15 protein-coding genes are annotated in these 15,402 nt (G+C 72.6%); 13 read left to right on the top strand and 2 right to left on the bottom strand.

The genetic code is table 11. The features are described 5' to 3' along the window. Window positions 1-191 precede the first annotated feature (191 nt). The 12 genes from E6U81_RS08210 (at window position 192) to E6U81_RS08155 (ending at window position 13,971) form a co-directional block, all read left to right on the top strand. The gene (locus E6U81_RS08210) at window positions 192-626 is read left to right on the top strand and encodes a DUF6325 family protein (RefSeq protein ID WP_206309878.1); all 435 of its coding nucleotides are present in this window, start codon (window positions 192-194) and stop codon (window positions 624-626) included. Window positions 627-744: 118 nt separating this feature from the next. Then, window positions 745-1,044, top strand: coding sequence for an SHOCT domain-containing protein (locus tag E6U81_RS08205; RefSeq protein ID WP_136229425.1), 300 nt, complete (start codon window positions 745-747; stop codon window positions 1,042-1,044). A gap of 39 nt (window positions 1,045-1,083) precedes the next feature. Further along, entirely contained in the window at window positions 1,084-2,451 is a 1,368-nt protein-coding gene (locus tag E6U81_RS08200; RefSeq protein ID WP_136229424.1) for a chloride channel protein, read from the top strand. Between the two features lie 119 nt (window positions 2,452-2,570). Beyond that, window positions 2,571-2,906 carry a hypothetical protein gene (locus tag E6U81_RS08195; protein WP_136229606.1) on the top strand — a complete coding sequence of 112 codons (336 nt, stop codon included), beginning with the start codon at window positions 2,571-2,573 and terminating at the stop codon, window positions 2,904-2,906. 6 nt (window positions 2,907-2,912) lie between these two features. Next, window positions 2,913-4,412 carry a gluconokinase, GntK/IdnK-type gene (locus E6U81_RS40440; protein WP_136229423.1) on the top strand — a complete coding sequence of 500 codons (1,500 nt, stop codon included), beginning with the start codon at window positions 2,913-2,915 and terminating at the stop codon, window positions 4,410-4,412. Window positions 4,413-4,460: 48 nt separating this feature from the next. Next, window positions 4,461-5,378 (top strand): cyclase family protein, encoded by a 918-nt coding sequence (locus tag E6U81_RS08185; protein WP_136229605.1) that lies wholly within the window; start codon window positions 4,461-4,463, stop codon window positions 5,376-5,378. 151 nt (window positions 5,379-5,529) lie between these two features. Next, window positions 5,530-7,110, top strand: a complete 1,581-nt coding sequence (locus E6U81_RS08180) for a GMC family oxidoreductase (RefSeq protein ID WP_136229422.1) — start codon at window positions 5,530-5,532, stop codon at window positions 7,108-7,110. A 219-nt stretch (window positions 7,111-7,329) separates the two neighbouring features. Continuing rightward, window positions 7,330-8,124 carry an SDR family oxidoreductase gene (locus E6U81_RS08175; RefSeq protein WP_136229604.1) on the top strand — a complete coding sequence of 265 codons (795 nt, stop codon included), beginning with the start codon at window positions 7,330-7,332 and terminating at the stop codon, window positions 8,122-8,124. Window positions 8,125-8,162: 38 nt separating this feature from the next. After that, complete coding sequence (locus tag E6U81_RS08170; RefSeq protein WP_136229421.1) at window positions 8,163-9,635, top strand: cytochrome ubiquinol oxidase subunit I; 1,473 nt, start codon at window positions 8,163-8,165, stop codon at window positions 9,633-9,635. Further along, a complete protein-coding gene (locus E6U81_RS08165; RefSeq protein WP_136229420.1) occupies window positions 9,632-10,687 on the top strand; it encodes a cytochrome d ubiquinol oxidase subunit II in 1,056 nt (351 codons plus the stop codon). Before E6U81_RS08170 ends, E6U81_RS08165 begins: the two co-directional genes overlap by 4 nt. Before the next feature lie 42 nt (window positions 10,688-10,729). Continuing rightward, a complete protein-coding gene (locus E6U81_RS08160) occupies window positions 10,730-12,523 on the top strand; it encodes a cation:proton antiporter (RefSeq protein WP_136229419.1) in 1,794 nt (597 codons plus the stop codon). A gap of 167 nt (window positions 12,524-12,690) precedes the next feature. Next, the gene (locus E6U81_RS08155; protein ID WP_136229418.1) at window positions 12,691-13,971 is read left to right on the top strand and encodes a DUF2254 domain-containing protein; all 1,281 of its coding nucleotides are present in this window, start codon (window positions 12,691-12,693) and stop codon (window positions 13,969-13,971) included. Between the two features lie 10 nt (window positions 13,972-13,981). Here E6U81_RS08155 and E6U81_RS08150 read toward each other — a convergent pair whose 3' ends face one another. After that, on the bottom strand, window positions 13,982-14,203 hold the full coding sequence (locus tag E6U81_RS08150) for a hypothetical protein (RefSeq protein WP_136229417.1): 222 nt from the start codon (window positions 14,201-14,203) through the stop codon (window positions 13,982-13,984). 194 nt (window positions 14,204-14,397) lie between these two features. Here E6U81_RS08150 and E6U81_RS08145 point away from each other — a divergent pair, with 194 nt between their 5' ends. Beyond that, window positions 14,398-14,742: an NUDIX hydrolase gene (locus tag E6U81_RS08145; RefSeq protein WP_240803712.1), complete on the top strand. Its 345-nt coding sequence runs from the start codon at window positions 14,398-14,400 to the stop codon at window positions 14,740-14,742. Here the strand turns inward: E6U81_RS08145 and E6U81_RS08140 are convergent. Further along, complete coding sequence (locus E6U81_RS08140) at window positions 14,729-15,379, bottom strand: thymidine kinase (protein ID WP_136229416.1); 651 nt, start codon at window positions 15,377-15,379, stop codon at window positions 14,729-14,731. The genes E6U81_RS08145 and E6U81_RS08140 overlap by 14 nt on opposite strands. Window positions 15,380-15,402 lie beyond the last annotated feature (23 nt).

The following is a 15,402-nucleotide window of genomic DNA, read 5'->3' as shown; positions in this document are numbered from 1 at the left end:
GCCATACGCCGTTCACGAAGCCGCGTACGCGCGGCCGTCGCGGCCACGGGCCGAAGGTGCGAAGGCGTCGTGGGGGTGCTCCAATGAGCTGGAAGGCTGCCCCTCCGCCGTGTGCCGGGGAATGCGTCGCCGGAGCCAGGCGGCGGCCCACGGCGCGGCCACCTCCACCGGACAGCCTGTGAGGAGCGGTGATGAGCGACGACATCGAAACGATGGGGCCTGTCGACTACCTGATCGTCGAGTTCCCCGGCAACAAGATGACCGGTGAGGGATTCCCCCTGCTCGTCGACCTCGTGGATCGCGGCATCATCCGCATCCTCGACCTGGTCTTCGTCCGCAAGGATGCCGATGGTTCGGTCGTCGCTCTGGAACTGAAGGACGCCGGCGGCGGCGAGATGGACCTGTCCGTCTTCGAGGGCGCGGCCTCGGGCCTGCTCGGCCAGGACGACATCGACGAGGCGGGTGCCGCCCTGGAGGCGGGCAGCTCCGCCGGGATCCTGGTGTACGAGAACGTCTGGGCGGCGCCGTTCGCCCGGGCCCTGCGGCGCGGCGGCGCGCAGCTGGTGGCCGGCGGCCGCATTCCCGTCCAGGCGCTGCTGGCCTCGCTGGACGTGATGGAGGCGTGAGCCCGAGCCGCGGGCGGCGGGCAGCGGCCCGGACTCCCGACCCGCGGTGCACGACGACCCACGGACCGGACGCGTGCCGCGGCCGTCCGCCCCTCGGCAACCTGGGAGATGACCCCCCATGCCCGGACTTCTTCGCGGTATCGCCCGCACCGCCGTCGTGGCCGGAACGGCCACCGCGGTCTCCAACCGCGTGTCGCGGCGGCAGGCGGGCCGCTGGTCCCAGCAGGAGTACGACCAGCAGCAGGCCGCACCGCCCCCGCCCCCTGCGCAGCCCGTGCAGGCCGCACCGCCCCCGCCCCCGGGCGACGACATGAGCAGCAAGCTCGACCAGCTGCAGAAGCTGGGCGAGCTGAAGGCCCAAGGACTGCTCACCGAGGAGGAGTTCGCCCAGCAGAAGGCCAGGCTCCTCGCCGACTGAGAGGCCGACCGGTCCCGGGGGACGGAAGGGGATGACCCCATGACGGCACCGCGCACCCCGGCACCGGCACCCGCCGAACCGCCCCCGGAGGGCGACCGGCTGCGGGACATGCTGCGCACGCCGGGCTACCTGAAACTCCTCCTCCTGTGCGCACTCATCGGCATCCCCGTCTCCCTGGCGGCGTTCTGGTTCCTGGTGGCGCTCCACGAGCTGGAGCACCTGGTGTGGAGCGACCTCCCGGAAGCACTCGGCTGGAGCGGCCCGCCCTGGTGGTGGCCGCTGCCTCTGCTGCTGGTGGCCGGTGTCCTGGTCGGGCTGGTGGTGACCCGCCTGCCCGGTGCCGGCGGGCACATCCCCGCCTCCGGGCTGCACGCCGGAGGGGCCACGTCGGCCGCGCTGCCGGGCGTCATCCTGGCGGCGGTGCTCAGCCTGCCGCTGGGTGCGACCCTCGGCCCGGAAGCCCCGCTGATCGCCCTCGGCGGGGGGCTCGCCCTGCTGTTCCGGGACCTGGCCCAGGCGCCCGCGACCCCGCAGAGCACGGCGATCCTGGGGGCGGCCGGGGCGGCCGCGGCCATCTCCGCGATCTTCGGCAATCCGCTGATCGGCGCCGTGCTGCTGATGGAAGTGGCCGGAGTGGGCGGACCCCAGCTGTTCGCGATCATGCTGCCGGCCCTGCTGTCCAGCGGGGTCGGCGAGCTCGTGTTCACCGGCTTCGGCCGCTGGACGGGTCTGGCGACGGGCAGCCTCAAGCTGGACCTGGCCGCGCCCTTCCCCCGCCTCGACGCCCCCGACGTGCTGTGGTCGCTGCTCCTGGCGGTGTTCATGGGCGCCTTCATGCACTTCGTCCTGGCCGGCGGCCGCTACGCCTCCGTGTACGTGGCCAAACGGCCCGTGGCCCACACGGCCGTCTGCGCCGTGGCGGCCGGCGCCTTCGGCGCACTGTACGCGCTCGTCACCGGAGACTCCCCCGTCGACGTGGCCTCGTCCGGCCAGGCCGTGATGAACAGCCTGGCCTCCGATCCGCAGGCCTGGGGCATCGGGGCGCTGATCGCGGTCCTGCTGTGCAAGGGCGCGGCGTACGCGCTCTGTCTGGGCAGCCTGCGCGGCGGGCCGATCTTCCCCGCGCTGTTCCTGGGCGCGGCCGCGGGTGTGCTGTTCGCGCCGCTGCCGGGACTGGGCGTCGTTCCGGGCCTCGCGGCCGGCATGGCGGCCGCGGCCACCTGCGCGCTGAGGCTTCCCGTGAGCAGCGTGGTGCTCGTCGTCCTGCTGCTCGGCAGCGGCGCGATGATCCCCGTGATCATCCTCGCGTCCGTGGTGGCCTTCGTGGTCACCGAACTGCTGCCGCCCGGGCCCGAGGTACCCCCGGTGGGCAGGTCGGTCGCGGCCCCCGCGGCCGGCGCGAAGTGAGGAAGGAGCGTGTCATGACGAGTCACGTGGGCGGAGCCCGACCCGAGGGCGCTCCGTCGGCCGCGCACAAGGGCGGCTTCAGCGCCCGCAACGGCTGGCTGTACTTCGCCGGGTTCCTGATGGTCTTCGGCGGACTGATGATGCTCTTCTCGGGCATCTCCGCGATCGCCAGGGACGACGTCTTCATCCCCACCCCGCACTACGCGTACGAGTTCGACCTCACGAGCTGGGGCTGGATCCACCTCATCCTGGGCGTCGTGGTCCTCTGCGCCGGGCTCGCCGTGATCCGGGGCGCCGTGTGGGCCCGGGTCGTGGGCCTGGCACTGGCGGGCCTCAGCATGGTCGCGAGCTTCATGTGGCTCCCGTACACGCCGTTCTGGGCCCTGGTGCTCCTGGTGATCGACGGCCTGATCGTCTGGGCGCTGTGCACGGCACCCGGTCTGACGGAGGGCTGAGCCACGGTGCCGGCGGAAGCCGCGGGGCCGACGCCCCTGGTGCTCGTCGTCGGCGTGTCCGGTTCGGGCAAGACGACGGTGGCCGGGCTGCTCGCGGACCGGCTCGGCTGGCCCCACCGGGACGCGGACGAGTTCCACTCCCCGGCCAACCGGGCCAAGATGGCCGCCGGACACCCCCTCGACGACGCCGACCGGGCCCCGTGGCTCGCGGCCATCGGCGCCTGGATGGACCAGGAGGCCGGCGCGCACCGCCCGGCGGTCGTCACCTGCTCGGCGCTCAAGCGCTCCTACCGGGACCGGCTGCTGCGCGGGCGGCCCGGGGCGCGCCTGCTGTACCTGCACGGAACGCCGGAGCTCGTGCGGGCGCGCCTCGGCGCCCGGCACGGCCACTTCTTCCCGCCGGCCCTGCTGGACAGCCAGTTCGCCGACCTCCAGGAACCGGGACCCGACGAACATCCCGTGGTCGTGGAGGTCGACCAGCCGCCGCAGGCCGTGGCGGCTGCCGCGCTGTCCCTGCTGGGCCTCGCCGCCCCTTCCCCACCGCCCGAGGAGGCTTCCATGTCCGCGCAGACGCCCCGGTCCGCAGGCCCGACGGGTGAGCAGTGGGAGCTGCGCCACGGCGGGCAGAGCGCCGTCGTGGTCGAACTCGGCGGCGCCCTGCGCCACTACGAGGCGGACGGCGTCCCCCTGCTGGACGGCTTCGCCGCCGACGAGCCCGTCACCTCGGGCCGCGGGCAGATCCTCGTGCCCTGGCCCAACCGGGTCGGCGGCGGCCGCTACCGCTTCGACGGCGCGGACCTGCAACTCCCGCTGAGCGAGCCGGAACGGCACAACGCGATCCACGGGCTGCTGCGCTGGACCCCGTGGCGGCTGCTCGCCCACTCCGGCGACGCGGTGCGGGTCGGGACCACCCTCCACCCGCAGCCCGGGTACCCCTTCCTGCTGGAGGTGTTCGCCGAGTACCGGCTCGACGACGACGGCCTGGCGGTCCTGGTCGGCGCCGTCAACTCGGGCGGCGCGAGGGCCCCGTACGGCGTGGGGCAGCACCCGTACCTGACGGTCGGCACCGATCTCGTCGACACGGCGCTGCTGACCGTGCCCGCCCGCCACCGGCTGACCACCGACGACGAGGGCCTGCCGACGGGCGAGGAGCCCGTCGAGGGCACCGAGTACGACTTCCGCTCCGCCCGACCCATCGGAGCGGGGGCCCTGGACACCGCCTTCACCGGGCTCGAACGCGACGCCGACGGGCGGGCCGTGGTCCGGCTGGCGCACCCGTCGGGGCACCGCGGCACCGACCTGTGGCTCGGCGAGGGCACCCGGTACGTGCAGGTCTACACCGGCGACACACTGGCCGAGCCCGGGCGGCGCCGGCGCGGTGTGGCCGTGGAGGCCATGTCCTGCCCGGCGGACGCCTTCCGCACCGGCAGCGGTCTCACCGTTCTGGAACCGGGGGCCGGCCATGCGCTGCGCTGGGGGCTGCGCCCCTGGGGAACCTCCGGCTGAGGCGGCGATCCGATGACCCCGAACCCCGGACCCCCCGTCCCGCGGCCCATGAGCGCGGAGGACTTCCGGACGCTGTACGAGCGGCTGCGCCGCGGGGCCCGGTCCGGCCCGGACGGCGGCCGGCGCGGGGCACTGCGCCACCTGACGCCCGCCCGTGTCGCGGCGGCCGCGGCCGAGGTCCGGCTCGGGCGCACGGTGTCCCTGGCCGCGCCGATCGAGACCCGGCCGGGGCCGGACAACCCGGAGCCGGCGAAGCACAGGATGACCGGGCCCGCACCCGGGGAGGCGGGGGCCGACGGGCTGCACTTCGCCCTCGACCGGTTCGCCATGAACGTCCACGGGGACGCGGACAGCCACCTCGACGCGCTGAACCACGTGCTGTACGACGGCGAGCTCTACGACGGGGTCCCGGCCGGGGACGCGACGGCCCCGGAGGTCCGCTCGCTCTCCGTGGACCTGGTCCGGGAGGGCATCGTCGGACGGGGCGTGCTGCTGGACATACCGCGGCTGCGGGGCGTCCCCTGGCTGGAGCCGGGGGACCACGTGACGGCGGACGACCTGACGGCCGCGGAGTCCGCCCAGGGTGTCCGCGTCGGCCCCGGGGACCTGCTGCTGGTCCGGGTGGGGCACCGGCGCCGCCGCGGGGAGCTCGGGGCGTGGGAGGCGGCCCGGGCCAGGGCGGGCCTGCACCCGCGGGCCCTGCCGTTCCTGGCCGAACGGGAGGTCGCCGTCCTGGGCGGCGACGGAAACAACGACACCGCCCCCAGCGCGGTGGCGGACGTCGCCTTCCCCGTGCACGTCCTGGCGGTGCACGCGATGGGCGTGCACCTCATGGACTACCTGCAGTTCGAGGAGCTGGCGGGCCTCTGCGAGCGGGCCGGCCGCTGGAGCTTCCTGTGCATGGTCGCCCCGCTGCGGCTGCCGGGCGCGACCGGCTCTCCGGTGAACCCGATCGCCGTGCTGTGACGGCGGTCCGCGCCCGGGCCCCTCGGGCCGGGTCGCCGTCCGGACGAAGGGCGGCTAGCTTCGAATGGGTGGGAATGCTTGGCCTCCGCTCCGCGGAGTGACAGGTCCCGGCCCTCCGGGCGGGGCCACGAGCCCAAGGACGGTGGTCGACGTGGGCGACTCTCCCCACTACGACGTCATCATCATCGGCACCGGCGCCGGGGGCGGTACCCTCGCCCACCGGCTGGCGCCCTCCGGCAAGCGCGTGCTCCTCCTCGAACGCGGCGGCTTCCTGCCGCGGGAGCGGGACAACTGGGAGTCCACCGCCGTGTTCGTCAGGGGCAAGTACCGGGCGCCGGAGTTCTGGTTCGACAAGCACGGCAACGAGTTCCCGCCCGAGGTCAACTACTACGTCGGCGGGAACACCAAGTTCTACGGAGCCGCCCTCTTCCGGCTGCGGCCCGAGGACTTCGGCGAGATCCGGCACCACGGCGGCATCTCCCCCGCCTGGCCGCTGCGGTACGAGGACCTGGAGCCGTACTACACGCAGGCCGAGCACCTCTACCGCGTGCACGGACGCCACGGGGAGGACCCCGGCGAAGGGCCTGCGAGCGCCCAGTACGCCCACCCGCCCGTCGAACACGAGCCGCGGATCCAGCAGTTGAGCGACGACCTGGAGAAGAAGGGGCTGCACCCCTTCCACCTGCCCATCGGGGTCGACCTCGTCCAGGACGCCGACGGCAGGGCCGTTCCCTCCAGCGTGTGCATCCGGTGCAACCGGGTGGACGGCTTCCCCTGCCTGGTGCGCGGCAAGTCCGACGCCCAGGTGATCTGCGTGGAGCCCGCCCTCGAACACCCGGGCGTGGAGCTGGTCACCGACGCCCACGTGGTCCGGCTGGAGACCGACGCGACCGGCCGTACCGTCACCGCCGTCGTCGTCAGGCTCGCCGACGGCTCCGAGACCCGTTTCTCCGCGGACGTCGTGGTCGTCTCCTGCGGTGCGGTCAACTCCGCCGCCCTGCTGCTGGCCTCGGCCAACGACGCCCATCCCCGGGGACTGGCCAACAGCTCCGACGTGGTGGGCCGGCACTACATGCGGCACAACAACCTGGCCCTGATGGCGGTGTCGAAGGAGCCCAACCCCACGCAGTTCCAGAAGACCCTCGCGCTGCACGACTGGTATCTGGGCGCGGACGACTGGGACTTCCCGCTGGGCGGCATCCAGATGCTGGGCAAGTCGGATGCCGAGCAGATTCACGGGGAGGCCCCGCGCTGGGCCGGAGCGGTCATGCCGGACATGCCCTTCGAGGTGCTGGCGCACCACGCGGTGGACTTCTGGCTGTGCGGCGAGGACCTTCCGATGCCCGACAACCGGGTCACCCTGGACGGCGACGGCGCCATCCACCTCGCGCTCGACGAGAAGAACAACATCGAGGGCCTCAGCCGGCTCCGGCACAAGCTCCAGAGCATGCTCGGCCACCTGGGCATGCACGAGCACCACCTGCTGCCGCACAGCATCTACCTGCACAAGGGCATGCCGATCGGGGCGACCGCGCACCAGGCGGGCACCGTCCGCTTCGGCACGGACCCTGCCTCCTCCGCGCTGGACGTCACCTGCAAGGCCCACGACCTCGACAACCTCTACGTGGTCGACACGAGCTTCTTCCCGAGCATCGGCGCGGTCAACCCGTCCCTGACCGCCATCGCCAACGCCCTGCGGGTGGGCGACCACCTCCTGGCCCGGCTGAACTGACCCCTCCCGGAGCCGGCGCGGACCTGCGCCGACCGGAGGAAGATCCTCGGCCGAACGGCGCAACCGGGGCCCGCCCGGCGGGCCGCCCGCCACGGCCGGTGATTACGTGGGCGGTCGGTCCGGCCCACTGCGGCCGGGGCGTGCCGGGCCCGCTCATCGAGGAGGCAGCACAACGTGGATTCCACCGTGGGCGCACCGCAGGGTCTGATTCCGGCTCACCTGCTGAAGGGCCAGAAGGCGCTGGTCACCGGCGCCAACTCCGGCATCGGGAAGGCGACCGCCATCGGGCTCGGCCGGGCCGGCGCCGACGTGGTCGTCAACTACGTGGCGGACCAGGAGTCCGCCGAGGCGGTCGTCCGGGAGATCGCCTCGTTCGGGGTGCGCGCGGCGGCGTACGAGGCGGACGTGTCCCAGGAGGACCAGGTCGTCGCCATGGTGGACCGGATGGTCCGGGAGTTCGGGACGATCGACATCATGGTCGCCAACGCCGGCCTGCAACGGGACGCCGCGTTCACCGAGATGACCCTCGCCCAGTGGCAGAAGGTCCTGGACGTCAACCTGACGGGGCAGTTCCTGTGCGCCCGGGAGGCGACGAAGGAGTTCGTGCGGCGCGGCGTCGTCCCCGAGGTCTCCCGCGCGGCGGGGAAGATCATCTGTATGAGCTCGGTGCACCAGGTGATCCCCTGGGCGGGCCACGTCAACTACGCCTCCTCCAAGGGCGGCGTGCAGATGATGATGGAGACCCTGGCCCAGGAGCTCGCCCCGAAGAAGATCCGGGTGAACGCGGTCGCCCCGGGGGCCATCAAGACGCCGATCAACCGCGGCGCCTGGGAGACCGAGCAGGCCCGCGAGGACCTGCTGAAGCTGATCCCGTACGACCGGATCGGCGATCCGGACGACATCGCCCACGCGGTCGTCGCGCTCGCCTCCGACCTCATGGACTACGTGGTGGGGACCACCCTCTACGTCGACGGCGGGATGACCCTCTTCCCCGGGTTCGCCACCGGCGGCTGATCCCTCCCCCCGCCCAGGCCGTCTCAGCGAAGGCACGCATGCACACCACGGTTCTCCTGCTGGCGGCGGACGCCCCGGCGCAGCTGCTGCCTGCCCGGCAGCTCATGGCCTTCACCCTGGCCTCGCACATCATCCTGGTGCCGATGGGGGTGGCCCTGCCGTTCATCACCCTGCTGATGCACTACCGGGGGATCCGCCGCAACGACCCCACCGCGCTGCTGCTGGCGCGGCGCTGGTCGGCCGTGATGGCGGTGCAGTTCGCCGTCGGAGTCGTCACCGGCACCGTCCTGTCCTTCGAGTTCGGCCTGCTCTGGCCGGGGCTCATGGGCAAGTGGGGCGACGTGTTCGGCATCGGCTTCGGCGTCGAGGCATGGGCGTTCTTCCTCGAAGCGGTGCTCATCGCCGTCTACCTGTACGGCTGGCGCCGGCTGAAACCCCGTACGCACTTCCTGCTCGGGCTTCCGCTGCCGGCCGCCGCGCTGATGGGGGCGTTCGGCATCCTGGCCGCCAACTCGTGGATGAACACCCCGCGCGGCTTCACCCTGGACTCCGCCGGCAACCCGGTCGACGTGAACATCTGGAAGGCCATCTTCACCCCGATGTTCGGGCCGCAGTACTGGCACTTCGTCGTGGCGATGATGCTCACCGCCGGCTACGTGGTGGCCGGGGTCTACGCCGTGGGCTGGCTGCGCGGCCGCCGGGACCACTACCACCGGCTCGGCTTCACCGTGCCCTTCACCGTCGCCGCCATCGCCACCCCGATCCAGTTCTTCCTGGGCGACTCCATCGCCCGGCAGGTGTTCCAGAAGCAGCCGGTGAAGTTCGCCGCCATGGAGATCGTCTGGGAGACCGACACCCACATGCCCGAGTACCTGTTCGGCCGTCTGCATCCGGACGGGACGGTCTCGGGCGGCATCAAGATCCCCCAGCTCGACTCCATCCTGGCCGGCTTCAGCCCGGACACCAAGGTGATGGGGCTGACCGCCGTCCCGGAGAGCGACCGGCCCAACGCCACCCAGGCGACCATCGCCCACTGGGCCTTCGACCTCATGGTCGTGATCGGTTCCGTGCTGGTGCTGCTCGCCCTCTGGTACGCCGTGGTCTGGCTGCGCCACCGCAGACTGCCGGCGTCCAAGTGGTTCTGGCGCAGTGCGGCCTGCGCGGGCGTCGCGTCCGTCGTGGCCGTGGAATGCGGCTGGGTCACCACCGAGGTGGGGCGCCAGCCGTGGATCGTCTACCAGAACATGCGGGTCGCCGAGGCGGTCACCGCGACGCGCTCGACAACCTTGTGGATCATGTTCGGGCTGGTGATCGTGGTGTACGTGTTCGTCTTCGGCGCGTTCCTCGCCGTCCTGCTCAAGATGCGCACCAGATGGCGGCTCGCCGACGCGCAGCAGGGGGCGGGGAGTCCGGGCGAGGCACCGGAGGCGGACACCCCGTACGGACCGCGCTCGGCCGTCCCGTCCTCGTCGTCGTCATCGTCGTCCGCGTCCGGGGACGGCCGCCCGTGACCGCCGACGTCATCGCCTTCGTGCTGCTGCTCGCCGTGACCGCCTACACCTGCGCCGGCGGCACCGACTACGGGGCCGGCTTCTGGGACCTGACCTCGGGCGGGGCGGAGCGGGGCAAGCGCCCCCGGTGGCTCATCGACCACGCCATGGCCCCGGTGTGGGAGGTCAACAACGTCTGGCTGATCTTCATCTTCGTCATCATGTGGACGGGGTTCCCGGTCTTCTTCCAGACGGTGTTCTCCGCGATGTGGGTGCCGCTCGCCCTGGCCGCCGTCGGCATGGTCCTGCGCGGCGCGGGCTTCGCCTTCCGCAAGGCCTCCCGGCGGATCGCCGGACGGCGCCTGTTCGGGACCCTGTTCGCGGTGTCCTCGCTGGTGACCCCCTTCTTCCTCGGCGCGGCCGTCGGCGGGATCGCCTCCGGCCGGGTCGCGCTCGGCACGGAGGCCTCGGCCAGGGCCTGGTCCAACCCCACCTCCCTCGTCTTCGGACTGCTGGCCATCGCGACCACGGCCTTCCTCGGCGCCGTGTTCCTCTCCGGTGACGCCCGCCGCTTCGACGCACCCGATCTGGTCGACCACTTCCGGGGGCGGGCGCTGGGCGCGCTCGCCGTGGTCGCCGTACTGGCCGTGGTCGCGCTGTTCGTCACGCGCACGGACGCCCCCCACGTGTGGCACGGCCTCACCCACGGCATGGGGCTGGTCTTCGTCCTCCTGGCCGCGGCGGCGACGTTCGCCACGGCATGGCTGCTGCTGCGGCCGCCGGGGACCTGGGTGCGCGTCACCGCGGTGGGGGTCGTCGCGGCGGCCGTCCTGGCCTGGGGCATGGCCCAGCGGCCCTACCTCATCCCCACCTCGCTGACCGTTGCCGAGGCCGCGGGCGCCCCCTCCACGCTGACGTGGCTGGCGTTCGTGACGCTGGTCGCCCTGGTGATCGTCGCCCCGGCCGTCGTCCTCCTGTACTGGCTGGACACGCACGGCGAACTGGAGTCGCTCACCGACGCCGACCTCCAGCGCGGAGGCGCCGAACCGGGGAAGAGCGCCGATGGGAGCTGACGGCCGCCCGCCGGGGCCGGACGCCCAGAGGGGAAGACGGCGGTGACCGAGGACCAGATCCTCCTCGGCATCGCCCTGACGGTGGCGCTGGCCGCGTTCTCCCAGATCCTGGCCAACAGGCTGCGCGTGCCGGCGCTGATTCTGCTGCTTCCGGCCGGTTTCGTCGCGGGGGCGCTGACCGACATCATCCACCCGGACAACCTGATCGGGGCGGAGTTCGACGCCCTGGTCTCCCTCTCGGTGGCGGTGATCCTCTACGACGCCGGGCTCGGGCTCAACCTGCGCCAGCTCACCGGCCGCACCCGGGGCATCGTGGGAAAGCTGCTGGTGGTGGGCGTGCTCGGCACGTTCCTCGCCGTCGGTTTCATCGCACCCGCACTGTTCGGCATGTCGCTCGCCACCGGCGCGATGCTGGGCACGATCCTCGTGGTGTCCGGCCCGACGGTGGTGGGGCCGCTGCTCGAGTACGTGCGGCCGACGGACAGGGTGCGGCGCATCCTGATCTGGGAAGGGACGCTGATCGACCCGATCGGCGGCATCCTCGGCGCGCTCGTCTTCCACGCCGTCTCCTCCTCCCACCGGATCGACATCGGCCGGGGATACCAGATCGGCCAGTTCCTGATCAGCATGGGCGTGGGCCTGGTCGGCGGAGCCGTGGGCGTCGCCCTGCTGTGGGTGACGCTGCGGGTCCTGCGGCTCGGCGAGACGCTCGGCACGCTCGCCCAGCTGGCCGTCGTGATCACGGTGTCGGCGGGCTGCGACATCGTCCGCGACGACACCGGGCTGATCGCCGCGATCGTCACGGGGCTGGCGGTCACCAACATCCCCGGTTTCGACATGCCCGCCCGCCGTCCCTTCTTCGAGACCCTGGTCCAGCTGATCATCGGGCTGCTCTTCGTCTCGATCTCGTCGACCGTCACCCCGGCATCCCTGACGCCGGTGCTCCTTCCCTCCCTCATCCTCATCGTGTTCCTCGTGCTGGTCCTGCGGCCCCTGATCGCCTTCGCGTCCACCCGGAAGTCGGGACTGGGCCGCGGGGAACGAGGCTTCCTCGCCTGGATGGCGCCGCGCGGCATCGTCGCAGCCTCCACGGCCTCCGCCTTCTCCGCCACCCTGTCCGACAAGGGCTTGCCCGGGGCCTCGAAGATCCTCCCGGTCACCTTCCTGGTGATCGTGGGAACAGTCCTGCTCTACGCGCTGACCGCCGCCCCCATGGCTCGAAGACTGGGGGTCGTCCGCCCTTCCCGCACCCGTCCCCTGCTGGTGGGCGGAGACGGCTGGGTCGTCGACATGGGCAAGGCGCTGCGGTCGGCCGGACTCGACGTCCTCATGTGGGCCGGGGACGAGGACGAGCGGGAGCGGATCAAGGATGCCGGAATCGAACTGGCGCAGGGCGAGCTGCTGGCCACGGCCACCAACCCGCGCGCCCGTCTGGAGGGCGTCACCGCCGTCTTCCTGCTCACGGACGACGACGACTTCAACGCCCTGGCCTCGATCATGGTGCAGGGCAACGTCGAGGGCCCCGTGTACCGGGTCGGGCCTCCCCACGAGAGCCACGGCGTCGTCGCCCCCTACACGGGCGGCGACATCCTCTTCGGCACCCAGCTGGTCCGGCACGTGCTGGCAGAACGCTACCGGCAGGGCGCCCGGTACCTGGTGCAGCCTGCCTCCGGGCCGGTCCCGGCGGACTTCGAGACGCTGTTCGTGGTGCGGGCCGACGGCACGCTCGTTCCGGTCACCGAGGGCGGGGCCGGGGCCGTTGCCCCGGCCGAGGACGACCTCCTCGTACTGCTGGGTCCCGTACCGCCCACCGGGACCCGACCCGGGCCCGGTTGAGGGCCGCGTCCAGGACGGCGACGGCGTGCGGAGCACGGCGGGCAGCCTTAACGTGGGGCTGAAGGCCGCCCCGCACCGCGAACGGAAGGTCGGAGGTCACCCGTGCCGTTGCCGCACAGACGCACGAAAGGGCCCGTCGGGCAACCGGAATCCCACTACGGCCCCTGATGTCCTGGGCCTCCCGGTTCCGGGTGCTGCAGTACACGAAGGCCAGCCTCTGGATCGTGCCGCTGCTCGGTCTGGTCCTCGGCGTACTGCTGGCGGAATGGGCCGTCTCCGTGGACGGCACGGGGCTGCCGGCCGGCTGGCGGTACTCCGCCTCGACGGCCAGTGGCGTGCTCACCGCCATCGTCGGCGCGATGATCGCCCTGCTCGGATTCGTCGTGACCATCGGCGTGCTCGTCGTCCAGCAGGCGACGGGCACGCTGTCCCCTCGCTACATGCGCCTGTGGTACCGGGACCGGCTGCAGAAGGCGGTGCTGGCCACCTTCACCGGGACCTTCTCCTTCTCCTTCGCCCTGCTGCGCACCATCGAGTCGGACTCCGTGCCCGACCTCGGGGTCACCCTGGCCGGGGCGGCCGTGTCCGTCAGCCTGTTGCTGCTGCTCGTGTACCTCAACCGGTTCACCCACAACCTCCGGCCCGTCGCCATCGCCGAACTGGTCGGGCGGTTGGGCAAGACGGTCCTGGTCCGCGGGGAGGCCGCGGTCCTCGGCGCCGCGCCGTCGGCCGGCGCCCCGGGGGCTCCGGCCGACGGCGGCCCGGTCGCCTGCGTCCGGGCCGAACACGGTGGTGTGATCCAGGCGTTCCACCCGGGACGGCTCACGGCGCTGGCGGAACGCCACAACTGCGTCCTCGTGGTCACCCGCCTGGTCGGGGACTACGTGCCGCCGGGCGCCGTCGTCGTCGAGGTCCACGGCGGGACGCCGGCCCCCGAGCCGCGGCAGGTGACCGGGCTGATCGCCTTCGGCTCGGAGCGGACCATCGAACAGGACCCCGCGTTCGCGCTGCGGGTCCTCGTCGACATCGCCGTCCGGGCGCTCTCCCCCGCCGTGAACGACCCGACCACCGCGGTCCAAGTGCTCAACCAGATCGAGGCGTTCCTCCACACGGTCGGCCGGGCCGGCCTGCGCGATCGCTACGTGCTGGGCGACCGCCACGGCACGCCGCGGCTGGTGGTCCAGGGCCGGGACTGGGAGGACTACCTCCAGCTGGCCGTGACCGAGATCCGCGAGTACGGCACCTCGTCCGTCCAGATCTGCCGGCGGCTCCGCTCCCTGCTGGAGGGCCTGCTCACCGCCCTGCCGCCCGGCACCCTGCCGGCCGTCCGCACGGAACTGGCCCTGCTGCGGGAGTCGGTCGAGCGCGAGTACACCGACCCCGCCCGCCGCGCCCTGGCCCGCACCCCCGACCCCCAGGGCATCGGCGCCCGCCACCGCCCGGGGTGACCGGCGGCGGTCAGCCGTGGAAGACGAGGATGCGAGCGGGCACCACACGGACGAGCACACGCTCGTCGTCCGGACCGTCCCAGGGGTGCGGCTCGGTGCCGCGGTGCCGCAGGTGCTGGAAATCGATCAGTTCCCGGCCGTCGCCGTCGATCCGTGCCGTGCCGCGGATCTCCACGTAGTGGTCCTGGTCGTCGGGTGGGGAAACGAGCACCGTGACGTGGGGGTTGCGCACGATGTCGGCGTCCTACGGCCTCTGACCGTCGCGAACAGGAGGTCTTCCTCGGTGCAGTGCGCCCACACGACGGACAGCTGCGGTCGGCCGTCGGCTTCCACGGTGGCGACGGTCGGGCACGCCCCTGCTCCGAGCCAGGGCCCGACCTCCTTCGGGAGCACCCCGTTGCCGGGTGAGACCGGCGGGGTCCAGGTGTGGTCCGTCCTCATCACCCGTCGGCGCTCCCCCGAACGGCGGGAACTCCCCGGAGGGCTGGTCTGGTCGACCCCCAGGAGTCCTTCCACGAAGCCGCCGTGCGCGAGACCTACGAGGAGACCGGAGTCCTCGTCGAGGTGAACGGCCTGGTGGCGGTGTACCAGCATCCGAACGGCTGCACCCGCTCTACCGCCCCCGTCTGGAAGACGTGCTCGCCGCCACCGGCACCGCCACCCTGCGCGTCCACGAGGGCACGTCCGTCCTGTCCCTCCTGGCCTCCGCCCGCATCCACTAGGGGGCGGACCGGTCGCAGCCCCGGTGCCGTCCGCGTCAGGGGCGGTTGACCGGGAGGACGTCCGGGGAGAGGGCGGCCGCGTGGGCCGCGGCGGAGGTCATGCGGCGGCGGTGGTGGCGGCGGCAGAGGACCTCGTAGCCGATCTCCTCCGACGGGCGGTTCACGTCGCCGACGACGACCTGCTCGCCCTCGACGACCATCACGCCGCCGACCGTACGGGCGTTGTGCGTGGCCCGGGCGCCGCACCAGCACAGGGCCTCGACCTGGAGCTGCTCTATCCGGTCGGCGAGCTCGATCAGGCGCTGCGAGCCCGGGAAGAGCTTCGTGCGGAAGTCCGTGGTGATGCCGAAGGCGAAGACGTCCATCTCGAGGTCGTCGACGATCCTGGCCAGCTGGTCGATCTGCTCCGGGGCGAGGAACTGGGCCTCGTCGGCGATGACGTAGTCCGCCCGGCCGCCCTGCGAGAGCTCGCCCACGAGGTAGGCGTAGAGGTCCATGGCGTCGGTGACCTCGACGGCTTCCGTGACCAGGCCCAGGCGGGAGGACAGCTTGCCCTCGCCGGCGCGGTCCTGGCGGGTGAAGATCACGCCCTGCAGACCGCGGGCCGAGCGGTTGTGCGTGATCTGGAGCGCCAGAGTGCTCTTTCCGCAGTCCATCGTTCCGGAGAAGAACACCAGCTCGGGCATGGGAAGTAGGGGCCTTTCGGGAT

Origin of the sequence: Streptomyces sp. A0592, from assembly GCF_004795115.1 — a bacterium.
Taxonomy (GTDB): domain Bacteria; phylum Actinomycetota; class Actinomycetes; order Streptomycetales; family Streptomycetaceae; genus Streptomyces; species Streptomyces erythrochromogenes.
The sequence above is the reverse complement of the archived record's forward strand: the minus strand, read 5'-3'. Positions and strand labels throughout refer to the sequence as shown.